Below are 18392 nucleotides of genomic sequence, written 5' to 3' on the forward strand. Positions count from 1 at the left end.
GCGGCATCCGTCGTTGCCGGGCCCGCGACCGTTAGGCTCGGTCTCGTGACTGCGAAGACGCCCATCGACCCCACCGGCATCCAGATCCACCTCCGTCGCGAGGGCGGCGGCGGCGAGGTCACCGCGCACATCGCGCAGGTGGGCGCCGCCCTGCGCGGCCTGTCGGTCGCCGGCATCGACATCGTCACGGGCTACCCCGAGGGTCAGCCCACCCCGTTCGGCTCGGGCATCGTGCTCGCGCCCTGGCCCAACCGCATCCGCGACGGCAAGTGGAACGACCAGGGCACCGAGCGCCAGCTCGACCTGACCGAGGTGGCGCTCAACAACGCGATCCACGGCCTGCTGCGCTACGCGCCGTACGAGATCGAGGAATCCGACGGCGCCGTCACCCTCCGCGCCACGGTGTTCCCGCAGCACGGCTACCCGTACACGCTGAACACCAGCGTGACCTACACCCTGACCGATGCGGGCGTCGAGGTGACGCACGAGGTCGTCAACGTCGGCGAGGGCGACGCCCCCGTCGCGCTCGGCACGCACCCCTTCTTCTGCATCGGCGGCGTCGAGACCGCCGACCTCACACTGACCCTCCCGGCCAAGACCGTCTTCGAGGTGGACGAGCGCCTGCTGCCCACCGGCGAGGTGCCCGTGGCGGGCGAGTGGGACCTGCGCGGCGGCGCCCGTCTCGGCGACCTCGATCTCGACACCGGCTTCGGCTCGCTCGATCGCGACGCGGACGGTCGCGCGCGCAGCATCCTGACCGCGCCGGACGGCCGCACGGTCACCATGTGGCAGGACGAGAACTGGGGCTACATCCAGGCCTTCAACACCGACCAGTACCCGGGCCACGCCCTGGCGGTGGCGATCGAGCCGATGACCTCCCCGACCGACGCGTTCAACTCGAACCAGGATCTGCGTCGACTCGCCCCGGGCGAGACGTGGACGGCGACGTGGGGCGTGGAGTACCAGGGCTGATCCGAAACGCCGGGGCACCTGTGCCCCAGGCGGCGCTCGGGGTGCCGGGCGACAATGGAGCGATGAGCTACGCACGGCGGGTCGCGGCTCGTCGCCGGGCGGTGCATGTGCGCCGCGCGCGGCGACTGGCGCTGGTGGCGCTCGCCGCCGGCGCGCTGCTGGCCGGCGAGGTCGCGATGCTCAGCCAGCTCGTCGAGCGGGGCGGGGCCAGTGCCGCCGAGCGTCTGCCGGAGCCCGCGCCGACGGTCGCGGCCGATCAGATCATCCCCGTGCCCGTGATCGTGCAGGCCACCGCCGGCGACCCCGCCGACGCGCCCAAGGGATGCGCCGACGGCGCGCTGCAGGCGAAGGGGCCCCAGGCCCTTCTCGACGCATTCGGCGGCGCGGCCGGCATGCAGGCGGCGATCCTCGACGGCGACGCCCCGTGCGTGCCGCTCGACGACCCCTCGCTGCCGTGGGTGGTGGTGAACAAGACGCGGCCGCTGCAGCCGAACGACTACGCCCCGGCCGACGTGCGGGTGCCGCCGTCGCACATGGTCGAGGGCGAGCTGCGCGCCGACGTGATCGACTCGTACGAGCAGCTGGTGGCCGCCGCGGCCGGCGAGGGCGCCGGTGCGATCTCGCTGTTCAGCGGCTACCGCTCGTACGGCGTCCAGGTCGAGACGTACGGATCGCAGGTGGGGGCGCGGGGCCAGCAGGGGGCGGACGCGCTGTCGGCCCGCCCGGGGTTCAGCGAGCATCAGACGGGCCTCGCGGTGGATGTCGTCGCGTGCGACGGAGGGTGCAGCACCATCTACGAGTTCGGCGGCACCCGGCAGGGAACCTGGGTCGCTGAGAACTCGTGGCGCTTCGGATGGATCGTCCGCTACGGCCCCGATCAGACGCCGACGACGGGCTACGAGCCCGAGCCGTGGCACCTGCGCTACATCGGTCCCGAGCTGGCCGCGGTGTACCACGAGGGCGGCTACGCGACCCTCGAGGAGTTCTTCGGGCTGCCGGCGGCGCCCGACTACGGCTGATCGGGATCCGCGGGATCGGGGCCGTCCGGGAGTACAGTCTCGGGCACACCCCTCACCCCTTTGGAGAGACGATGAAGTTCTTCCAACGACTGGGCAGATCGCTGATGCTGCCCGTTGCCGTCCTTCCCGTGGCAGCGATCCTGTCGGGGATCGGCTACTGGATCCAGATGACCGCCGGCGCGAACGTGGCCTCCGCGTTCTTCGGCGCCGCCGGCGGAGCGCTGCTCGACAACATGGCGCTGCTGTTCGCGGTCGGCGTCGCCATCGGCATGGCCGACAGGCCCGACGGCACGTCGGCGCTCGCCGGGCTCGTGTCGTGGCTCACCGTGACGACGCTCCTGAAGCCCGAGACCGTGCAGGTCCTGACCGGCGCCGCCGACCTCGGCGATGTGGACGCGGCGTTCGGCAAGGTGCAGAACGTGTTCGTCGGCATCATCTGCGGTCTCATCGGCGCCTGGGCGTACAACCGCTTCAAGAACACGAAGCTGCCCGACTGGCTGTCGTTCTTCTCGGGCAAGCGCTCGGTCGCGATCGTGTCCGCCGGCATCTCGCTGATCCTGGCGATCGTCCTGTTCTTCGTCTGGCCGCTCGTGTTCGGCGGGCTCGTCACGTTCGGCGAGTGGATCGTGACGCTCGGCCCGGTCGGCGCGGGCATCTACGGCATGCTCAACCGACTGCTGATCCCGTTCGGCCTGCACCACGCGCTGAACTCGGTGTTCTGGTTCGACGTGGCCGGCATCAACGACCTCGGCAACTTCCTCGAGGGAGCCAACGGCGACGGCGTCTACGGCGTCACCGGCCAGTACATGACCGGCTTCTTCCCCGTGATGATGTTCGGCCTGCCGGGGGCCGCGCTCGCGATGTACGTCACCGCGAAGTCGAGCCGCAAGAAGGTCGTGGCCGGCATCCTGCTCTCGGCGTCGATCGCCTCGTTCTTCGTGGGCGTCACCGAGCCTCTGGAGTTCTCGTTCCTGTTCCTCGCGCCGTGGCTGTACGCGCTGCACGCGCTCTTCATGGGCATCTCGCTCACGATCTCGGCGCTGCTGCCCGTGCGCATGGGCTTCGGCTTCTCCGGGGGCTTCATCGACCTCGTCCTCGGCTGGGTCAACCCGCTCGCTCAGAACCCGTGGCTCATCCCCGTGATGGGCGTCGGGTGGTTCCTGGTCTACTTCTTCGTGTTCCGCTTCATGATCCTGCGGTTCCGGCTGAAGACCCCCGGCCGCGAGGACGACGTGGACGCCCTCGAGCCCGGTTCGTCCGACGCGGGGACCCGCGGCACCGCTTCGGGGGCCGTGCCGACGGGTGACTCGAAGTACGCCAGCATCGCGTCCGGCTTCATCGCCGGCCTCGGCGGCGTCGAGAACATCACGTCCCTCGACAACTGCGCCACACGCCTGCGGCTGGAGGTGGCCGACACGTCGAAGGTCGACGACGCGGCCCTGCGCCGCGCCGGGGCGGCCGGCACGATGAAGCCCGGCGGCAGGAGCGTGCAGGTGGTCTACGGGCTGAACGTCCAGTTCGTGAAGGACGCGATGGAGGACCTGATGGCGGGCCGCGAGGTGGCGGTGGCCGAGTCGATCGCCGCGCCGGCGACGGTGGCGGTGCAGACCCTCGCGCGGACGGTGGTGCGCCTGCGTCAGCCGATTTCGGGGCGCGTGGTTCCCCTCGCCGAGATCCCGGATCCGATGTTCGCCGACGGCACGATGGGCCCGGGCGTCGGCATCGATCCGACCGGCGACACCGTCGTCGCGCCGGCGGCCGGAACGGTGACCACCCTGTTCCCCTCGGGCCATGCGATCGGCCTGACGCTCGCCGACGGCGTCGAGCTGCTCATCCACGTGGGCATCGACACGGTCGAGCTGAAGGGCGAGGGCTTCCGCCCGCTCGTCGCCCAGGGCGCCCAGGTGAAGGCGGGAGACGAGCTGGTGATCTTCGATCCGAACCGGATCAGGGCCGCCGGGCTCTCGGTGATCACCCCCGTCATCGTCGTCAGCGACGAGAACGCGGTGATCGAGTTCGTCTGATCCCTCGATCCCGGAGCCCGCGCGTCAGAACAGGCGCGCGGGCTCCGGCGTTCTCGGGGCGGGACGCGCCGCGGCTCTGCCCCGCGACGTCGTGACCACCCGCGACGCGGTCGCGGCCTGCGACGGCGCCGACGGCCGTCGCCACGGATCGCCGTCGCTGCGGCCATCGAGCCGATGCGCGCGGATCAGCGGCCGGATCCGCTGCGAGAGCATCGTGCGGTAGGCCGGGGGCGCATTGACGGAGGCCCCGGGGTAGAGGCCGCGGTAGAGCGGCAGCACCTCGGGGTGCTCGCGGGCGAGCCACTGCATGAACCACCCCTTCACCCCCGGCCGCAGGTGCAGCGCACCGTGCACAACGCGCGACGCCCCCGCCGCCTTCACCCGTGCCAGCGCCGCATCGAGCGCCTCCGGGGAGTCGGTGAGGTGCGGCAGGATCGGCATCAGGAACACCTGCACCGCGAACCCCGCGTCGGCCGCCGCCCGCACCGTGTCGAGGCGCGCCTGCGTGGTGGGGGTGCCCGGCTCGATCGCCTGCTGCAGCTCGTCGTCGTAGACGGCGATCGACATCGCGAGCGAGATCGGCACCTGCCGGTGCAGCTGGGTGAGAAGGGGCAGGTCGCGTCGCAGCAGCGAGCCCTTCGTGAGGACCGAGAACGGCGTCCCCGACTCGGCCAGCGCGGTCGTGATCCCGGGCATCAGACGGTATCGCCCCTCGGCGCGCTGGTACGGATCGGTGTTGGTGCCGAGGGCGACGTGCTCGCGACCCCAGCTCGCGCGCGCGAGCTCGCGGCGCAGCACCTCCTCGACGTTCACCTTCACGACGATCTGCGAATCGAAGTCGGCCCCGGCGTCCAGGTCGAGGTACTCGTGCGTGCCGCGAGCGAAGCAGTAGACGCAGGCGTGGGTGCAGCCGCGGTAGGGGTTGATCGTCCAGTCGAACGGCATGCTGCTCGATCGCGGAACGTGGTTGAGGGCGGACTTGGCGGCGACCTCGTGGAACGTGACGCCGGCGAACTCGGGCGTCGTCACCGAGCGGACGAGCCCGTCGAGCTGCTCCATGCCGGGCAGGGCGTTGTCGTCGCCGACGCCCAGCTGCTGTCCCTGCCATCGCATGCATACATTGGAACAGATCTTCGAGACTCGGTCAACCGGGGATCGAAGCGAAGTTCGATCCCCGGTTGGCCCGGCTCATTCCCGGCGTCGCGCCAGCACCGCCCGCTGCAGCAGCACGAAGGCGAGCAGGATGCCGCCGGTGATGATGGTCGTCGCCTCCGGCGGGATGCCGCCGTCGCGCGTGATGAGGACGTTCATCAGGCCGAGCACCAGCGCTCCGATGACCGAGCCGAGAACGTAGCCGTACGCGCCGGTGAGCACCGTGCCGCCGATGACGGCCGCCGCGATGGCGTCGAGCTCCCAGCCGATGCCGGTGATGTTCTGCGCGGTGCCCAGGCGAGCCGTGTAGAGCACGGCGGCCAGGCCGGCGAGCGATCCGCTGATGACGTAGACGAGCACCTTCGTGCGGGGCACCGGCAGGCCCATCAGCAGGGCGGAGTTCTCGGATCCGCCGATCGCGTAGACGGTGCGGCCGGTGCGCGTGCGGTGCAGCACGAAGTACGCCACGGCGACCACGACCGCGGCGATCAGCACCGCGGGGGTGATGACCAGGTCGTTCACCTTCGGCCCGTCGACGATCTCCCACTCGGCGCCGAGCGCGCGGATGGGGGAGCCCTCGGCGAGGCGCTCGGGGGTGGTGCTCAGCAGCGACGCCAGACCGCGCCCGAGGAACATCATGGCGAGCGTGGCGATGAACGGCTGCACCCCGAAGTAGCGGATCAGGATGCCCGACCCGAGTCCGAAGGCGGCGCCCGCCCCGATCATCACGACGATCACGAGCGCCGGATGCCATCCCGCGTTCGCGAGCATCACGCCGGCGACGGAGGAGAAGGCGATGACGGATCCGACCGACAGATCGATGCCGCCCGTGACGATGACGAACGTCAGGGCGACCGCGAGCACGATGAGGTGCGCGTTGTTGATCAGCAGGTTCGAGAGGGTGCTGAACTGCACGATCCGGCCGTACGCGACCTCGCCGTAGATCACCATCCCGACGAAGATCACGACCGAGGCGACGGTCGGCAGGGTCGACGGGTTCGCCGTGGCCATGCGGCGCAGGCGCGGGGCGAGTCCGCCCGTGGTGCCCTCGACGGGCGCTGCGGCGAGCGAGGTCATGCCGCCACCTCCTCTTTCACGATCTCGACCCGCGGGGCGGGAGCGGCGGGGGTGCGGCGCCGGCGGAACCAGCCGCGCACACGACTCGACTGCAGCAGGCACAGCACAACGATGACGATGGCCTTGAACGCGGGCGTCGCCGACGACGAGATGCCCAGGAACAGCACGGTCTTGTCGAGCGTCGCGATCATCAGCGCGCCGACGAACGCCCCCGCGAGCGAGAACTTGCCGCCCGCGAGCGACGCGCCGCCGATGACGACGGCGAGGATCGCGTCGAGCTCGAGCTGGTTGCCGGTGCGCGAGATGTCGACGGTCATGACGCTGCCCACCGACATGAGGCCCGCGATGCCGGCGAGCACGCCGCTGAGGATGTATGCCGTCAGCAGCAGGCCCTTGGGGCGGATGCCGGCCATCCGGCTCGCCCTCGGGTTGATGCCGATGGCCTCGATCATGAGGCCGAGCGCGCTGCGGCGCACGACCCACGCGACGACGAGGACGATCGCCACCGCCAGCAGGAAGATCACCGGGATGCCGAGCACGTAGCCGTTCGCGATCCAGCGGAACGGGTCGTTCGAGGCCGAGGTGTTCTGCCCGCCGGTGATCACCTTCGCGATGCCGCGCCCCGCGAGCATCAGGACGAGCGTGGCGATGAAGGGCTGCAGCCCGACGTAGGCGACGAGCACGCCGTTCACCGCCCCCAGCGCGCCCGCGATCGCGAGCGACAGCCCGACGGCGGTGAGCGCGGACCCGACGGACGACGGATCCCCGGTCTCCGAGAGGAACTGCATCGAGGTGGCACCGGCTACGGCCATGAGCGACCCGACCGACAGGTCGATGCCGCCGGTGGCGATGACCAGCGACATCCCGATCGCGATCATCATGATGGGCGCGGCGTACCGCAGGATGTCGATCAGGTTGCCCACGAGGTTGCCGTTGGCGGGGTTGATGGAGATGGCGAGGTAGCCCGGATCCTTGATCACGTTCAGCGCGAGGAGCGCGACGATGGCCACGATCCCCCAGAAGAACGGCTTGTGGACCAGGTCACGCCACCAGGACGTCTGCGACGCGTTCATCGCGCCCCCTCCTCTGCGTCGATCGAGACCACGGTGTCTGCGTCGATGTCGTCGAGTTCTGCCGCGGCGGCTTCCGTGCCGTGCGCGGCGATGATGTCCACGATCTCCTGCGCGGTGACGCCTTCGCCACTCTGGATCTCGCCGATCTTGCGGTGATCCTTCAGCACGACCATCCGCTCGGACAGGCGGACGACCTCCTCGAGCTCGGAGGAGATGAACACCACCGCCATGCCGTCGTCGGCGAGCTCGGCCACGGTCTCCTGGATCTCGGCCTTCGCTCCCACGTCGATGCCGCGGGTCGGCTCGTCCAGGATCAGCAGATCCGGTTCCGTCGCGAGCCAGCGTCCCAGCAGCACCTTCTGCTGGTTGCCGCCGGAGAGGTTCTTGATCATGCGGTTCGGGTCGGCGGGTCGCACGCCCATCCGGGTGATCCAGGTGGCGACGAGCTCGTCCTGCTCGCGGCGGGACATGGGCCTGGCCCAGCCGCGCTCGGCCTGGACGGCGAGGATGAGGTTCTCGCGCACGGTGAGGTCGCCGACGATGCCCTCGTCGCGGCGGTTCTCGGTCGAGAACGCCACGCGGTGGGCCAGCGCGTCGGCGGGGGACTTGAGATCGACCCGGCGTCCGTCGAGCTCGACGGTGCCGGCGTCGGCGCGGTCGGCGCCGTAGAGCAGGCGGGCGAGCTCGGTGCGCCCGGAGCCGAGCAGCCCCGCGAACCCGACGACCTCGCCGCGGTGGATCTGCAGGTCGGTGGCCTCGACGGATCCGCGCCGGGCGATGCCCGAGGCGGTCAGCAGCGGCTGCTCGTCGTCGGCGCGGGCCGACGTGCGGCGGCTCCCTCCGAGCGAGCGGAGCGTGTCGAGGTCCTTGCCGATCATGGTCGAGATGAGCGCGTGCCGGTCGAGCTCGGTCGTCAGGTGCTCGCCCACGAAGCGGCCGTTGCGCAGCACCGTGAGGCGGTCGCTGATCGCGTAGACCTGGTCGAGGAAGTGCGAGACGAACAGGATCGCCACGCCCTCGGCGCGCAGCGCGCGGATCACGGTGAACAGGCCCTCGACCTCGGCCGCGTCGAGGCTGGAGGTGGGCTCGTCGAGGATGAGCACCTTGGCCTGGATCGCCATGGCGCGGCTGATCGCGACGAGCTGCTGCATCGCGATCGAGAGGGAGGAGAGCGGGTCGCGGGTGTCGAGATCGCCGAGCCCCAGGCGGGCGAGCGCCTCGCCCGCGGCGCGGTGGGTCGCGCGCCAGTTGACGCCGAACGGCCCGCGCACCTCGTGGCCCAGCATCACGTTCTCGCCGATGGAGAGGTTCGGGGCGAGGTTCACCTCCTGGTAGACCGTCGAGATGCCCGCGGCCTGCGCGTCGCCGGTGCCGGCGAACTCGCGCTCGGTTCCGTCGACGACGATCGTGCCGGCGTCGATCCGGTACACGCCCGTGAGGGCCTTGATCAGGGTCGACTTCCCGGCGCCGTTCTCGCCCATCAGGGCGTGCACCTCGCCGGGGAACAGGCGGAAGTCGACGCCGTCGAGCGCCTTCACCCCGGGGAACTCGATCGTGATGCCGCTCATCTGCACGAGTGGTTCGCTCATCGCTGCCTCTTCGTCGAGGGGCCGGGCCGGGAGATCGCTCTCCCGGCCCGGCGGTGGACATCAGTACTTGCGGTCTGCCAGGACGGCCTTGGCGGCCTCGGCCGAGTCGAACTCCTCGCTCGGGACGATGATGTACGGGTCGACCTCCTCGCCGGCGAGCGCCTTGGTGACGACGTCGAGCGCGGTCTCGCCGAACAGCGGGTTGTACTCGTGCACGTAGCTGAGCTTGCCGTCGGCGAGCGCCTGCATCGCGTTCTTCGTGCCGTCGATCGTCGCGATCTTGATGTCGGTGCCGACGGCGAGGCCGGCCTCCTCGGCGGCCTGCGCGGCGCCGAGGCCCATCTCGTCGTTCTGGGCGAACACGAACTGGATGTCGTTGTCGTTGGCCTTGAGCATGGTCTCGAGGACGCTCTTGCCCTCCTCCGTCGACCAGTTCGCGGTCTGCGCGTCGACCTTGTTCAGCGACGAGTCGCCCAGGCCCTCCTCGAAGCCCTTGTTGCGCTCGTTGACGACGCCGACGCCCGCCGGGCCCTCGAGCACCACGTAGTTGCCGCCGTCGGGGAACTGAGCGGCGGCCCAGGCCCCGACCTCCTTGGCGACCTCGACGTTGTCCGGCGCGATGCGGGTGACGTAGAGGCTGGTGTCCTCGGGCTCGATGCCGCGGTCGAGCAGGATCACGGGGATCTCCGCCTCCTGGGCGCGCTTGAGCGAGTCCTCCCAGCCGGTGGCCTCCGTGGCCGAGAGCAGGATCACATCGACGCCCTCGTCGACGAACGACGTGAAGTTGTCGATCTGCGACTTCTGGTCGAGGTTCGCCGCGGGGGCGTAGCTGAGGTCGTAGCCGGCCTCCTTGGTGAAGGTGTCCTTGATGTTCTGCTCGTTGGCCTGGCGCCAGCCGCCCTCGGGGCCGACGGCGACGAAGCCGACGCTGATCAGCTCGTCCGAGCCGCCGCCGTCTCCGCCCGCGGAGCCGCCGTCGTCGGCGCCTCCCGAGCAGGCGGCGAGGCCGAGCGAGAGGCCGCCGACGGCGACCAGGCCCAGCACCTGGATGATGCGCTTGCGTGCAGACATGTCTATCTCCTCGTTGAGATGCCGGGCGCAGGGTCGACCGGCGGGTGCGGATCCGTCACTGGCTCCGCTGTGATCGCACTGACGCGGTGGTGCGTCGGTGTTCGGATGTTACCGGGAACAATTTGGCACATGCAAGAACGAATCCGGATCGTGACCGGATCCGTCCTCGTCAGTCGAGCGAGTCCGCTTCGTCGAGGTCGGCCGCGATCATCTCGACGATCGTGTCCACGGTGACGCCGGGCCCGTTGCTGAGCTCGCCGATCTTGGTGCGGTCCTTCAGCACAACGATCCGGTCGCTGAGGCGCACGACCTCCTCGAGTGCGGAGGAGATGAACACCACCGCCACGCCGTCCCCGGCGAGCTGGGCGATGCGGCGCTGGATGTCGAGCTTCGCCGAGATGTCGATGCCGCGGGTGGGCTCGTCGAGGATGAGCACGTGGGGCCGCGTCGCCAGCAGCCGCGCCAGCATGATCTTCTGCTGGGTGCCGCCCGACAGCCGGGCGACCGGCCGATCCAGGTCATCCGGCGAGAGGTGGAGCACGTCGAGGTAGGTGTCGATGAGGGCGTCCTGCTCGCCGCGCGAGAGGGGCCGCGACCATCCGCGCAGGGCCTGCAGCGAGAGCACGATGTTCTCGCGTGCCGTTAGGCCCCCGACCACCCCCTCCTCGCGCAGGTTCTCGCTCGACATCGCGATGCGGTGGCGCAGCGCGACCCCCGGGCTGCGCAGCTGGATCCGCTCGCCGTCGAGCCAGAGCTCGCCGCTGTCGGCGCGCTCGCCGCCGCCCATCAGGCGGGCGAGCTCGGTGCGCCCCGACCCGCGCAGGCCGGCGAACCCGACGATCTCCCCGCGGGACAGGTCGAGGTCGGTCGGCTCGAGCGTGCCCCTCCGGCCGAGCGCCGTGGCGCGCAGCGCCGCGTTACCGGTAACGGAGTAGTGATGGGTGAGGCGCTGCGACCGAAGGGCCCGCAGGGCGTCCAGATCCTCGCCGATCATCTTCGAGATCAGCTCGGCGCGATCCAGATCCTCGGTGAGGTACTCGCCGACCACGCGCCCGCCCCGCAGCACGGTCATCCGGTCGCTGACCGCGAACACCTGCTCGAGGAAGTGCGAGACGAACAGGATCGCCACACCGCGGTCGCGCAGGCGGCGGACCACGGCGAGCAGCATGTGCACCTCGCCGGCGTCGAGGCTCGACGTCGGCTCGTCGAGGACGAGCACCCGGGGCTCGAGCACCAGCGCGCGCGCCACGGCGACGAGCTGCTTCACGGCGGGCGACAGGGAGGACAGGGGCGCCTTGGGGTCGACGTCCTCCAGCCCGAGGCGGGCGAGCACCTCGGCGGTGCGCGCGCGGGTGCGCCTCCAGTCGATCCCGAAGGGGCCGCGCTCCTCGTTGCCGAGCATGACGTTCTCGGCGACCGTGAGGTGGGGGCTCAGGTGCGTCTCCTGGAAGACGGTCGCGATGCCCTCGGCACGGCTGCGGGCGACGCCGGTCGGCATCCGCTCGACGCCGTCGACCCGCACATCGCCCGACTGGATCGCGAGCGTGCCGGTGAGGGCGCCGATGAGGGTCGACTTGCCGGCGCCGTTCTCGCCCATCACCGCGTGGACCTCGCCGGCGTAGAGCGCGAGGTCGACGCCGTCCAGGACACGCACCCCCGAGCGCTCGACGGTGATCCCGGTCATCTCGATGATCGGCCGCCGGCTCATGCGCGGCCTCCGCGCGGCGGTCCGCTCGATGCGCGCACCATGAGCTCGGCCGGGATCCGGGTGGTCTGCGGGATCTCGCGCTCCTCGATCGCCGCGCGCAGCATGTCGACGACCGACACCCCGAGGGCGTGGAAGTTCTGCCGCACCGTCGTCAGCGGGGGGAGGACGTGCCGGGCGAGCGGGATGTCGTCGAAGCCGATGACGCTGAGGTCGTCCGGCACCGAGAATCCCCGGTCGTGCAGCCCGTGCACGAGGCCGATCGCCATGTCGTCGTTGGCCACGAAGATCGCCGTGTACTCGGGGAGCTCCCGCAGCCCCGTGGCGAAGTCGTACGCGAAGTCGCCGGTCCAGTCGCCGACGACGATGGCGCGCTCGCGCAGGCCCCAGGCCTTGGCGCGGGTGTGGAAGGCGCGCTCGCGGGCGCGGGCGTCGAGCCAGTCGAGCGGCCCGGCCAGGTGCAGGATGTCGCGGTGCCCCAGCGAGACGAGATGGTCGACCGCGAGGGTGGTCCCGGCCTGCTGATCGACCGCGACGGTGAGGAACAGCGGATCCTTCTCGGGCTTGACCACCAGCATCGGCACGCCGATGGAGATCCGCCGCAGCGCGGCGATGGACGAGGACCGGGGTGAGACGACGCACAGCGCGTCGACTCCCTGGGCGGTGAGGTTGTCGACGGCCTCCTGCGGCGAGATCTCGTCGCCGTCGCGCAGCGCGATCGAACTGACCGCGTATCCCGACGCCCTGGCCGCGAACTCGACCGCACGCAGCGTGCTGATCGGCCCGAACTCGACGGCGCTCTCGACGAGCACGCCGATGCGCCGGCTGCGCTGGGTGGCGAGCGCACGCGCGGCCATGTTCGGCCGGTAGTCGAGCTCTTCGATGACCTCGAGCACCCGCCGGCGCGTGGCCTCCTTGATGTGCGGATAGTCGTTGAGCACACGCGAGACCGTCATGTGCGAGACACCGGCGATCGAGGCCACCTGCCGGATGTTCGGCTTGTCGGGGCTCGAGTTCGCCACGTGTCCTCCATCGGTCTCGCACAGCCTACCCAGCGGTGCCGAGGGCAGTAATCCCCACGGCAGGCGGGCCGCGGCCCGCGATACTGACGGCATGGATAATCGTCTGCGCCTCACCGCCCCGTTCGCTCTGATCGCCGCCCTCGCCTTCGCCGGATGCTCCGCCCCGGCCGAGCCCTCCGAGCCCGCCGGAGACAGCACGCCCGCCGCCGAGTCCCCGGCCGAGGAGACCCCCGCCGAGGAGGAGGCACCCGCCGAGGAGGCGGCCGACGCCGCGACCCTCGAGGGCTACGTCGAGAGCGCAGGCCTCACCCTGATCGACATCGAGGCGCAGGGCGGCCTCGACGCGCTCACCGCCGCCACCGACGGCATGACCATCGAGCCGGCCGAGTGCGCCGCGCTCATCGAGGGATCGCTCGCGCTCGCCAAGGACAACGACGCCGCCCTCGCGGTCGGCAGCGACGCGGGCACGGGCATCGTCGGCGGGCTGACCAGCTACGCCGACCCGGCCGTGATCGACCAGGCGCTCGCGCAGAGTGAGGCGGTCGGCAGCGGCACGTGCTCCAACCTCACCATCACCCTGCCGGACGGGACGGAGACCACCTCCACCACCGAGCTCGTGGACACCACCGTGAACGGCGCCGACTCGGCGTACGCGGTCCGCACGGTCACGGTCGTCCAGGGCACCGAGACCCCGTCGGTGAGCGTCACCGCGGCCGTGGGCAACATCATCGCCACGGGCACCTCGATCATGGGCGACGACGCGACCGCCGCGACCGCCGTGGTGCAGAAGCTGGTCGACGCCGTCACGGCGGGCTGATCCCGCCCCGTGGGCCTCAGATCCGGCGTCGGCGCGGAGTGAGCCGGATCTGAGGCATCGGGGGAGCGGGGATGCGCTCGCCGCCGTGCCCGGTGACGTGGCCGAAGCGAGCGGATCCGCTCTCCCACTCCTCGCGTGCCTCGACGATCTCGTGGTGGTCGCGGCCGACGAAGTTCCACCACATGACGAGGTCCTCGCCGAACGGCTCGCCTCCGAGGAGGAACAGCATCGCGCCCCCGGTGCTCGTCACCTCGACGGCGTCGCGATTGACGCCGAGGTAGAGGAGATCGAGGGCCCCGAGCGGAGTCGGCTCGCCCTCGCGCCCCGCGAGCACGGTGACATCGCCGTCGACGAGCGTGAGCGCGTGCTCCCACTCGCGACGCAGCGGCAGGCGCACCCGCCTGCCGGGTTCGATCACGATCTCCGCGCCGACGATCGGCGTGTGCACGGTCGCGGGCGAGACGACGCCGGCCAGCTCGCCGACGACGACCGTCGCGGTCGCGCCCGGGAGCGCCAGTGTCGGCAGATCCTCGTGGCGCTCGAAGCCCGGCTCGCCATGGCGGCGCTCCTCGGGCAGCGCGATCCACAGCTGCAGCGCGTCGAGCGGCGCGGGGGTGTCGCCGAGCGAGTACTCGGAGTGCGAGATGCCCCGGCCGGAGGTCATGATGTTCAGCGCCCCGCGGCGGAGGGTGACGTCGCTGGCCAGGCTGTCACGGTGGCGGATCTCGCCGAGGAGCGGCCAGGTGACCGTCTGCAGACCGATGTGGGGGTGGGGATCCACCCGCATCATCGCCTCCTGAGGGCCGAAGCGGTCGAAGAAGCACCACGCGCCCACCGTGGGCAGGTCGCGCTGCGGCAGTGATCGGTGCACCGCCACGCCCTCACCCCGCCGAGGGGCACCTCGCGCGGCTCCAGCAGCAGCTCGCGGGGCCCGTCGCAGGCGTCCGAGGCGAGGTCAGTCTCGTCGGCCTCGACGTCGAGTCGGCTCACGCGGGCGACTCGCCCTGGGTCGCCGAGTCGAGGGGCGTGTCACCCGGCCAGTCGACGATCGCGCCGGCGATCTCGTTCTTGCGCAGGTGATCGGCGATGAACGGGCACACGGGGACGATCGTGTCGCCGCGGCGGGCGATGTCGGCGAGCGCGTCGGAGGCGAGGACCGTGCCCACCCCCTTGCCCCGGAACGCGGGGTCGACGACGGTCTCCGTCAGCCGGATCCGTCCGGGGGCCTGGTCGAACGCCGCCCACCCGGCGAGGACGCCGTCGTGCGTCTCATCCGTGAGGTGCAGCTCGTAGCGGCTCTCGGCGTCGTTCCGGGTCACCTTCAGGTCGGTCATGGTGCCACGCTACGGCGGCCGGTGGCACTCGTCCACAACGCGTGTCGCCGGGCCGTGTCGTCCCGCCCCGGAGCCCTGTCGGAGCCGCCGCCTAGACTCGGGGACGTGAGTGCGAACGCCCCCGAATCCCGCAGCGACTGGGGCTCGTGGGCGCCCGCCGATCCATCCGATCAGGGCGGTCCCGGCGACTGGGTGCCGTACGACGACGACCCGCCTTACGACCCCTACTACGACGCCGCCCCGCCCGAGGAGCACCGCCCCTCGGCCGGACCCGCCGCGCCCACCGCGGCCGGGCCTCGGGGAGCGGCGCCGGCGCGCTACGCCACCGCGATCGAGGCTCTCAAGACCGTCTACGGCTACGACGCGTTCCGCGGCGACCAGGCGGCCGTGGTCGAGCAGGTGATCGCCGGCGGCGACGCGGTTGTGCTGATGCCCACCGGTGGTGGCAAGAGCGTCTGCTATCAGGTCCCCGCGCTGGTGCGAGAGGGCACGGGGCTCGTCGTCTCGCCGCTCATCGCCCTGATGCACGATCAGGTCGACGCGCTCGTCGCCAACGGCGTGCGCGCGGCGTACCTCAACTCCACCCAGGCTCCCGACGAGCGCGCCCGCGTCGAGCAGGCGTACCTGGCAGGCGACCTCGACCTCCTCTATGTCGCGCCGGAGCGCCTGAACGGAGAGCAGACCCTGCGGCTGCTCGAGCGCGGCTCGCTCAGCGTGATCGCGATCGACGAGGCGCACTGCGTCTCGCAGTGGGGCCACGACTTCCGCCCCGACTACCTCGCGCTGGGCGGGCTCGCCGAGCGGTTCCCGGGTGTCCCGCGCCTGGCCCTCACGGCGACGGCCACGCGCGAGACCCACCGCGAGATCACCGAGCGCCTGCGGCTGCCCGATGCGAAGCACTTCGTCGCGAGCTTCGATCGCCCCAACATTCGGTACCGCATCGATGCGAAGACCGAGCCCCGCGCGCAGCTGCTGTCGTTCATCCGCTCCCAGCCCGAGGGATCGGCCGGGATCGTGTACGCCCTCAGCCGCAAGTCGGTCGAGCAGGTGGCCGAGTACCTCGTGAAGCAGGGCATCGACGCGATCCCGTACCACGCGGGTCTCGACGCCCCCACGCGTGCGCGGCACCAGTCGCGCTTCCTGCGGGAGGATGGCGTGGTGGTCGTGGCGACCATCGCGTTCGGCATGGGGATCGACAAGCCCGACGTGCGCTTCGTGGCGCACATCGACCTGCCCAAATCGGTCGAGGGCTACTACCAGGAGACCGGCCGTGCGGGCCGCGACGGCGAGCCCGCCCAGGCGTGGATGGCCTACGGGCTCGGCGACGTCGTGCAGCAGCGCCGGATGATCCAGCAGTCCGACGGCGACCGCGCGATCCAGCAGCGCCAGGGGCAGCACCTCGACGCCATGCTCGCGCTGTGCGAGACCGTCGGCTGCCGCCGGCAGAACCTGCTGTCGTACTTCGGCCAGCCGTCCGAGCCGTGCGGCAACTGCGACACGTGCCTCACCCCGCCCGAGACGTGGGACGGCACAGTCCCCGCGCAGAAGCTGCTGTCGACGATCGTGCGACTGCGGCGCGAGCGCAATCAGGCGTTCGGCGCGGGCCACCTCATCGACATCCTGCGCGGTGCGTCCACCGAGCGCATCCGGTCGATGCGCCACGAGACCATCGCCACCTACGGCATCGGCGCGGATCTGTCCGAGCAGGACTGGCGGAGCGTCATCCGCCAGCTGCTCGCGCGCGGTCTGCTCGTGGCGCAGGGCGAATACGGCACGCTCGCGGTGAGCGAGGCGAGCGCCGGGGTGCTGCGGGGCGAGACGACCGTGCCGCTCCGGCGCGACGTGATCGGGCGTGTGTCGCGCTCGAGCGGCGGCGCGCGCAAGGCATCCGCGGCCGATCAGCTCGCGCCCGAGCACCGCGACCTGTTCGAGGCGCTGCGCGCATGGCGGGCCGAGCAGGCGCGCACGCAGGGGGTCCCCGCCTACATCGTGTTCGGCGATGCGACGCTGCGCGCCCTCGCCGAGCACCGTCCCTCCACGGCCGACGCCCTCGCGGGCATCTCCGGCATCGGAGAGCGCAAGCGCGAGGCCTACGGCGAGGCCGTGCTGGCGGTTATCGCCGCCGCGGCCTGACGCGCCCACGCCGCCCGGGGCGCAGCGGCGGTGAGCGGCAATCCGGCCTCCGTCGCGCCTGCCCGTCGTGGTACGTTGCCCGGGATATCGCCTCCCCGGAGGCGCGTCCCCGGGGGACTGGGATCCGATGGCCGAGCACGAACGCGCCGCCGAGGCCGCCGCGGCGCCTCGCCGCCGCACGTTCCTGCCCTCCGCCGAGCCCGTGGCGCCGGGCTCCATCGCCGACGGCGCGGGCCAGGTCGCGCCGATCCTCGCCGCTCCGGCCGTCCGCCAGGGCGCGACGCGGGCGCCGGGCATGCTGCCCGCGGCCGCGGCCGTCACCCTCTACCTCGACCCCGATCGCCTCAGCGGCGGGCGCCGAGAGCACGCCGCCCGGATCGCGGCGCCCGGCGCGGCCGCCGCCGCGATCGCGGTGATCGCCGCCGCCTTCGCGCCCCCGCTCCTCGGCGGTGAGGCGCTCCGGGGCTCGCCCCCGTCCGCCTCGGTCGCGCAGCCCTTCCCGTCATCGGCCCCGCAGCCGCTCGCCGCGGAGGGCGGCCGCGTCCGCGTCGATCTGCACGGGTCGGACGAGCCGGCGCGGCGGGCGGAGGGCCCGCGTCGCTTCGACGCGACGGCCCCGGACGTGCCCGTCCGCGACGCCGTGGAGGGCGCCGCCTCGCGAGCGGCGCCGCTCCGCGGCCAGGGTTCCTCCGCGTCTCCCGAGGCGGCGGGCGGGCTGCCGGTCTCGGCGCCCCAAGCCGGCCCGACCGCGCCGTCTCAGCCGGTCGGCGGATCTCCGACGGGGTCCGGCACCGACTCGACGACGGATGGCGACGGCTCGGGGACGCCGTCGGCCCCCGGGGCGACGAGCCCGGGGACGACCGAACCCGACGTGGCCGTGCCGACAGCGCCGACAGCGCCGGCGCCGGTCGTCCCGAGCGAGCCGACGGATCCGCCCGCGACCGAGCCTCCCGCGGCGGAGCCTCCCGCCGCCGAGCCTCCCGCCACCGAGCCTCCCGCGGCCGAGCCTCCCGCGACTCAGCCCCCAGCCCCGCCGCCGCCGGTGACGCAGCCTCCCGTCACCGAGCCGCCGGTGACGCAGCCGCCCGCGCCCCTCGCTCCCACCGTGACGCAGACCCAGAGCCCGACGAGCGTGCTCGCCGTCGGCGGGCTGGTGCAGGTCGCCACGCGCTACCACCTCGCCGTCACCGGCCAGCCGGACTCCACGGTCACGATCTCGGGCGGGCTGCTCGGACTGCAGGCCGCGACGCTCCGGCTCGACGGCTCCGGCTATGGCACAACGACGATGGACGTCCTGGTCGGTCTCGGCACACCGACCTTCACCGTCCGCTGACGGCCGATGCCCGGGGTGTCTGTGGCGCCGGCACATCCGCGTCTCGACGCGTGCGACGGGATCCTGTCCAT

At 71.9% G+C, this 18392-nt stretch carries 14 protein-coding genes and 1 pseudogene; 6 read left to right on the forward strand and 9 right to left on the reverse strand.

Features of this window, described 5'->3' with window-relative positions:
- Positions 1–45: 45 nt before the first annotated feature.
- The 3 genes from ACOKGD_RS01975 (at position 46) to nagE (ending at position 4015) form a co-directional block, all read left to right on the forward strand.
- Positions 46–972 (forward strand): aldose 1-epimerase family protein, encoded by a 927-nt coding sequence (locus tag ACOKGD_RS01975; protein ID WP_342337149.1) that lies wholly within the window; start codon positions 46–48, stop codon positions 970–972.
- A 62-nt stretch (positions 973–1034) separates the two neighbouring features.
- A complete protein-coding gene (locus ACOKGD_RS01980; protein ID WP_342337148.1) occupies positions 1035–1991 on the forward strand; it encodes a M15 family metallopeptidase in 957 nt (318 codons plus the stop codon).
- A 71-nt stretch (positions 1992–2062) separates the two neighbouring features.
- On the forward strand, positions 2063–4015 hold the full coding sequence (nagE, locus tag ACOKGD_RS01985) for an N-acetylglucosamine-specific PTS transporter subunit IIBC (RefSeq protein ID WP_342337146.1): 1953 nt from the start codon (positions 2063–2065) through the stop codon (positions 4013–4015).
- A gap of 24 nt (positions 4016–4039) precedes the next feature.
- Here nagE and ACOKGD_RS01990 read toward each other — a convergent pair whose 3' ends face one another.
- From ACOKGD_RS01990 to ACOKGD_RS02020, 7 genes are all read right to left on the reverse strand, one after another.
- Positions 4040–5128 carry an Rv2578c family radical SAM protein gene (locus tag ACOKGD_RS01990; protein WP_342337144.1) on the reverse strand — a complete coding sequence of 363 codons (1089 nt, stop codon included), beginning with the start codon at positions 5126–5128 and terminating at the stop codon, positions 4040–4042.
- A 75-nt stretch (positions 5129–5203) separates the two neighbouring features.
- Positions 5204–6244 carry an ABC transporter permease gene (locus tag ACOKGD_RS01995; RefSeq protein ID WP_342337142.1) on the reverse strand — a complete coding sequence of 347 codons (1041 nt, stop codon included), beginning with the start codon at positions 6242–6244 and terminating at the stop codon, positions 5204–5206.
- On the reverse strand, positions 6241–7317 hold the full coding sequence (locus ACOKGD_RS02000) for an ABC transporter permease (protein WP_342337140.1): 1077 nt from the start codon (positions 7315–7317) through the stop codon (positions 6241–6243). The genes ACOKGD_RS01995 and ACOKGD_RS02000 overlap by 4 nt, the downstream gene beginning before the upstream one ends.
- A complete protein-coding gene (locus tag ACOKGD_RS02005; protein ID WP_342337139.1) occupies positions 7314–8906 on the reverse strand; it encodes a sugar ABC transporter ATP-binding protein in 1593 nt (530 codons plus the stop codon). The genes ACOKGD_RS02000 and ACOKGD_RS02005 overlap by 4 nt, the downstream gene beginning before the upstream one ends.
- A 60-nt stretch (positions 8907–8966) precedes the next feature.
- A complete protein-coding gene (locus tag ACOKGD_RS02010; RefSeq protein WP_342337137.1) occupies positions 8967–9977 on the reverse strand; it encodes a substrate-binding domain-containing protein in 1011 nt (336 codons plus the stop codon).
- A 169-nt stretch (positions 9978–10146) separates the two neighbouring features.
- A complete protein-coding gene (locus tag ACOKGD_RS02015) occupies positions 10147–11685 on the reverse strand; it encodes a sugar ABC transporter ATP-binding protein (protein ID WP_342337135.1) in 1539 nt (512 codons plus the stop codon).
- Positions 11682–12704 (reverse strand): LacI family DNA-binding transcriptional regulator, encoded by a 1023-nt coding sequence (locus tag ACOKGD_RS02020; RefSeq protein WP_342337133.1) that lies wholly within the window; start codon positions 12702–12704, stop codon positions 11682–11684. Before ACOKGD_RS02020 ends, ACOKGD_RS02015 begins: the two co-directional genes overlap by 4 nt.
- 91 nt (positions 12705–12795) lie before the next feature.
- On the opposite strand from ACOKGD_RS02020, the gene ACOKGD_RS02025 reads away from it, so the two are divergent.
- Positions 12796–13521 carry a hypothetical protein gene (locus ACOKGD_RS02025; RefSeq protein WP_342337132.1) on the forward strand — a complete coding sequence of 242 codons (726 nt, stop codon included), beginning with the start codon at positions 12796–12798 and terminating at the stop codon, positions 13519–13521.
- 16 nt (positions 13522–13537) lie between these two features.
- On the opposite strand, the pseudogene ACOKGD_RS02030 reads toward ACOKGD_RS02025, so the two are convergent.
- Together ACOKGD_RS02030 and ACOKGD_RS02035 are read right to left on the reverse strand one after the other, a co-directional pair.
- Positions 13538–14511 (reverse strand): annotated as a pseudogene (locus ACOKGD_RS02030) (pirin family protein).
- The gene (locus ACOKGD_RS02035) at positions 14508–14855 is read right to left on the reverse strand and encodes a GNAT family N-acetyltransferase (RefSeq protein WP_342337130.1); all 348 of its coding nucleotides are present in this window, start codon (positions 14853–14855) and stop codon (positions 14508–14510) included. Before ACOKGD_RS02035 ends, ACOKGD_RS02030 begins: the two are co-directional and overlap by 4 nt.
- Positions 14856–15047: 192 nt before the next feature.
- On the opposite strand from ACOKGD_RS02035, the gene recQ reads away from it, so the two are divergent.
- Both recQ and ACOKGD_RS02045 read left to right on the forward strand, forming a co-directional pair.
- On the forward strand, positions 15048–16988 hold the full coding sequence (gene recQ, locus ACOKGD_RS02040) for a DNA helicase RecQ (RefSeq protein ID WP_342337174.1): 1941 nt from the start codon (positions 15048–15050) through the stop codon (positions 16986–16988).
- A gap of 127 nt (positions 16989–17115) precedes the next feature.
- Entirely contained in the window at positions 17116–18321 is a 1206-nt protein-coding gene (locus ACOKGD_RS02045; RefSeq protein ID WP_342337129.1) for a hypothetical protein, read from the forward strand.
- Positions 18322–18392: the final 71 nt, after the last annotated feature.

This window comes from Microbacterium phosphatis, assembly GCF_049177115.1.
In the GTDB taxonomy this organism is placed as follows: Bacteria; Actinomycetota; Actinomycetes; order Actinomycetales; family Microbacteriaceae; genus Microbacterium; species Microbacterium phosphatis.

What these genes read in the sequence shown, in the direction of transcription:
- ACOKGD_RS01980 (WP_342337148.1), top strand. Translation starts at nt 1,035, where the DNA reads ATGAGCTACGCACGGCGGGTCGCGGCTCGTCGCCGGGCGGTGCATGTG.
- nagE (WP_342337146.1), top strand. Translation starts at nt 2,063, where the DNA reads ATGAAGTTCTTCCAACGACTGGGCAGATCGCTGATGCTGCCCGTTGCC.
- ACOKGD_RS01990 (WP_342337144.1), bottom strand. Translation starts at nt 5,128, where the DNA reads ATGCGATGGCAGGGACAGCAGCTGGGCGTCGGCGACGACAACGCCCTG.
- ACOKGD_RS01995 (WP_342337142.1), bottom strand. Translation starts at nt 6,244, where the DNA reads ATGACCTCGCTCGCCGCAGCGCCCGTCGAGGGCACCACGGGCGGACTC.
- ACOKGD_RS02000 (WP_342337140.1), bottom strand. Translation starts at nt 7,317, where the DNA reads ATGAACGCGTCGCAGACGTCCTGGTGGCGTGACCTGGTCCACAAGCCG.
- ACOKGD_RS02005 (WP_342337139.1), bottom strand. Translation starts at nt 8,906, where the DNA reads ATGAGCGAACCACTCGTGCAGATGAGCGGCATCACGATCGAGTTCCCC.
- ACOKGD_RS02010 (WP_342337137.1), bottom strand. Translation starts at nt 9,977, where the DNA reads ATGTCTGCACGCAAGCGCATCATCCAGGTGCTGGGCCTGGTCGCCGTC.
- ACOKGD_RS02015 (WP_342337135.1), bottom strand. Translation starts at nt 11,685, where the DNA reads ATGAGCCGGCGGCCGATCATCGAGATGACCGGGATCACCGTCGAGCGC.
- ACOKGD_RS02025 (WP_342337132.1), top strand. Translation starts at nt 12,796, where the DNA reads ATGGATAATCGTCTGCGCCTCACCGCCCCGTTCGCTCTGATCGCCGCC.
- ACOKGD_RS02035 (WP_342337130.1), bottom strand. Translation starts at nt 14,855, where the DNA reads ATGACCGACCTGAAGGTGACCCGGAACGACGCCGAGAGCCGCTACGAG.
- ACOKGD_RS02045 (WP_342337129.1), top strand. Translation starts at nt 17,116, where the DNA reads ATGGCCGAGCACGAACGCGCCGCCGAGGCCGCCGCGGCGCCTCGCCGC.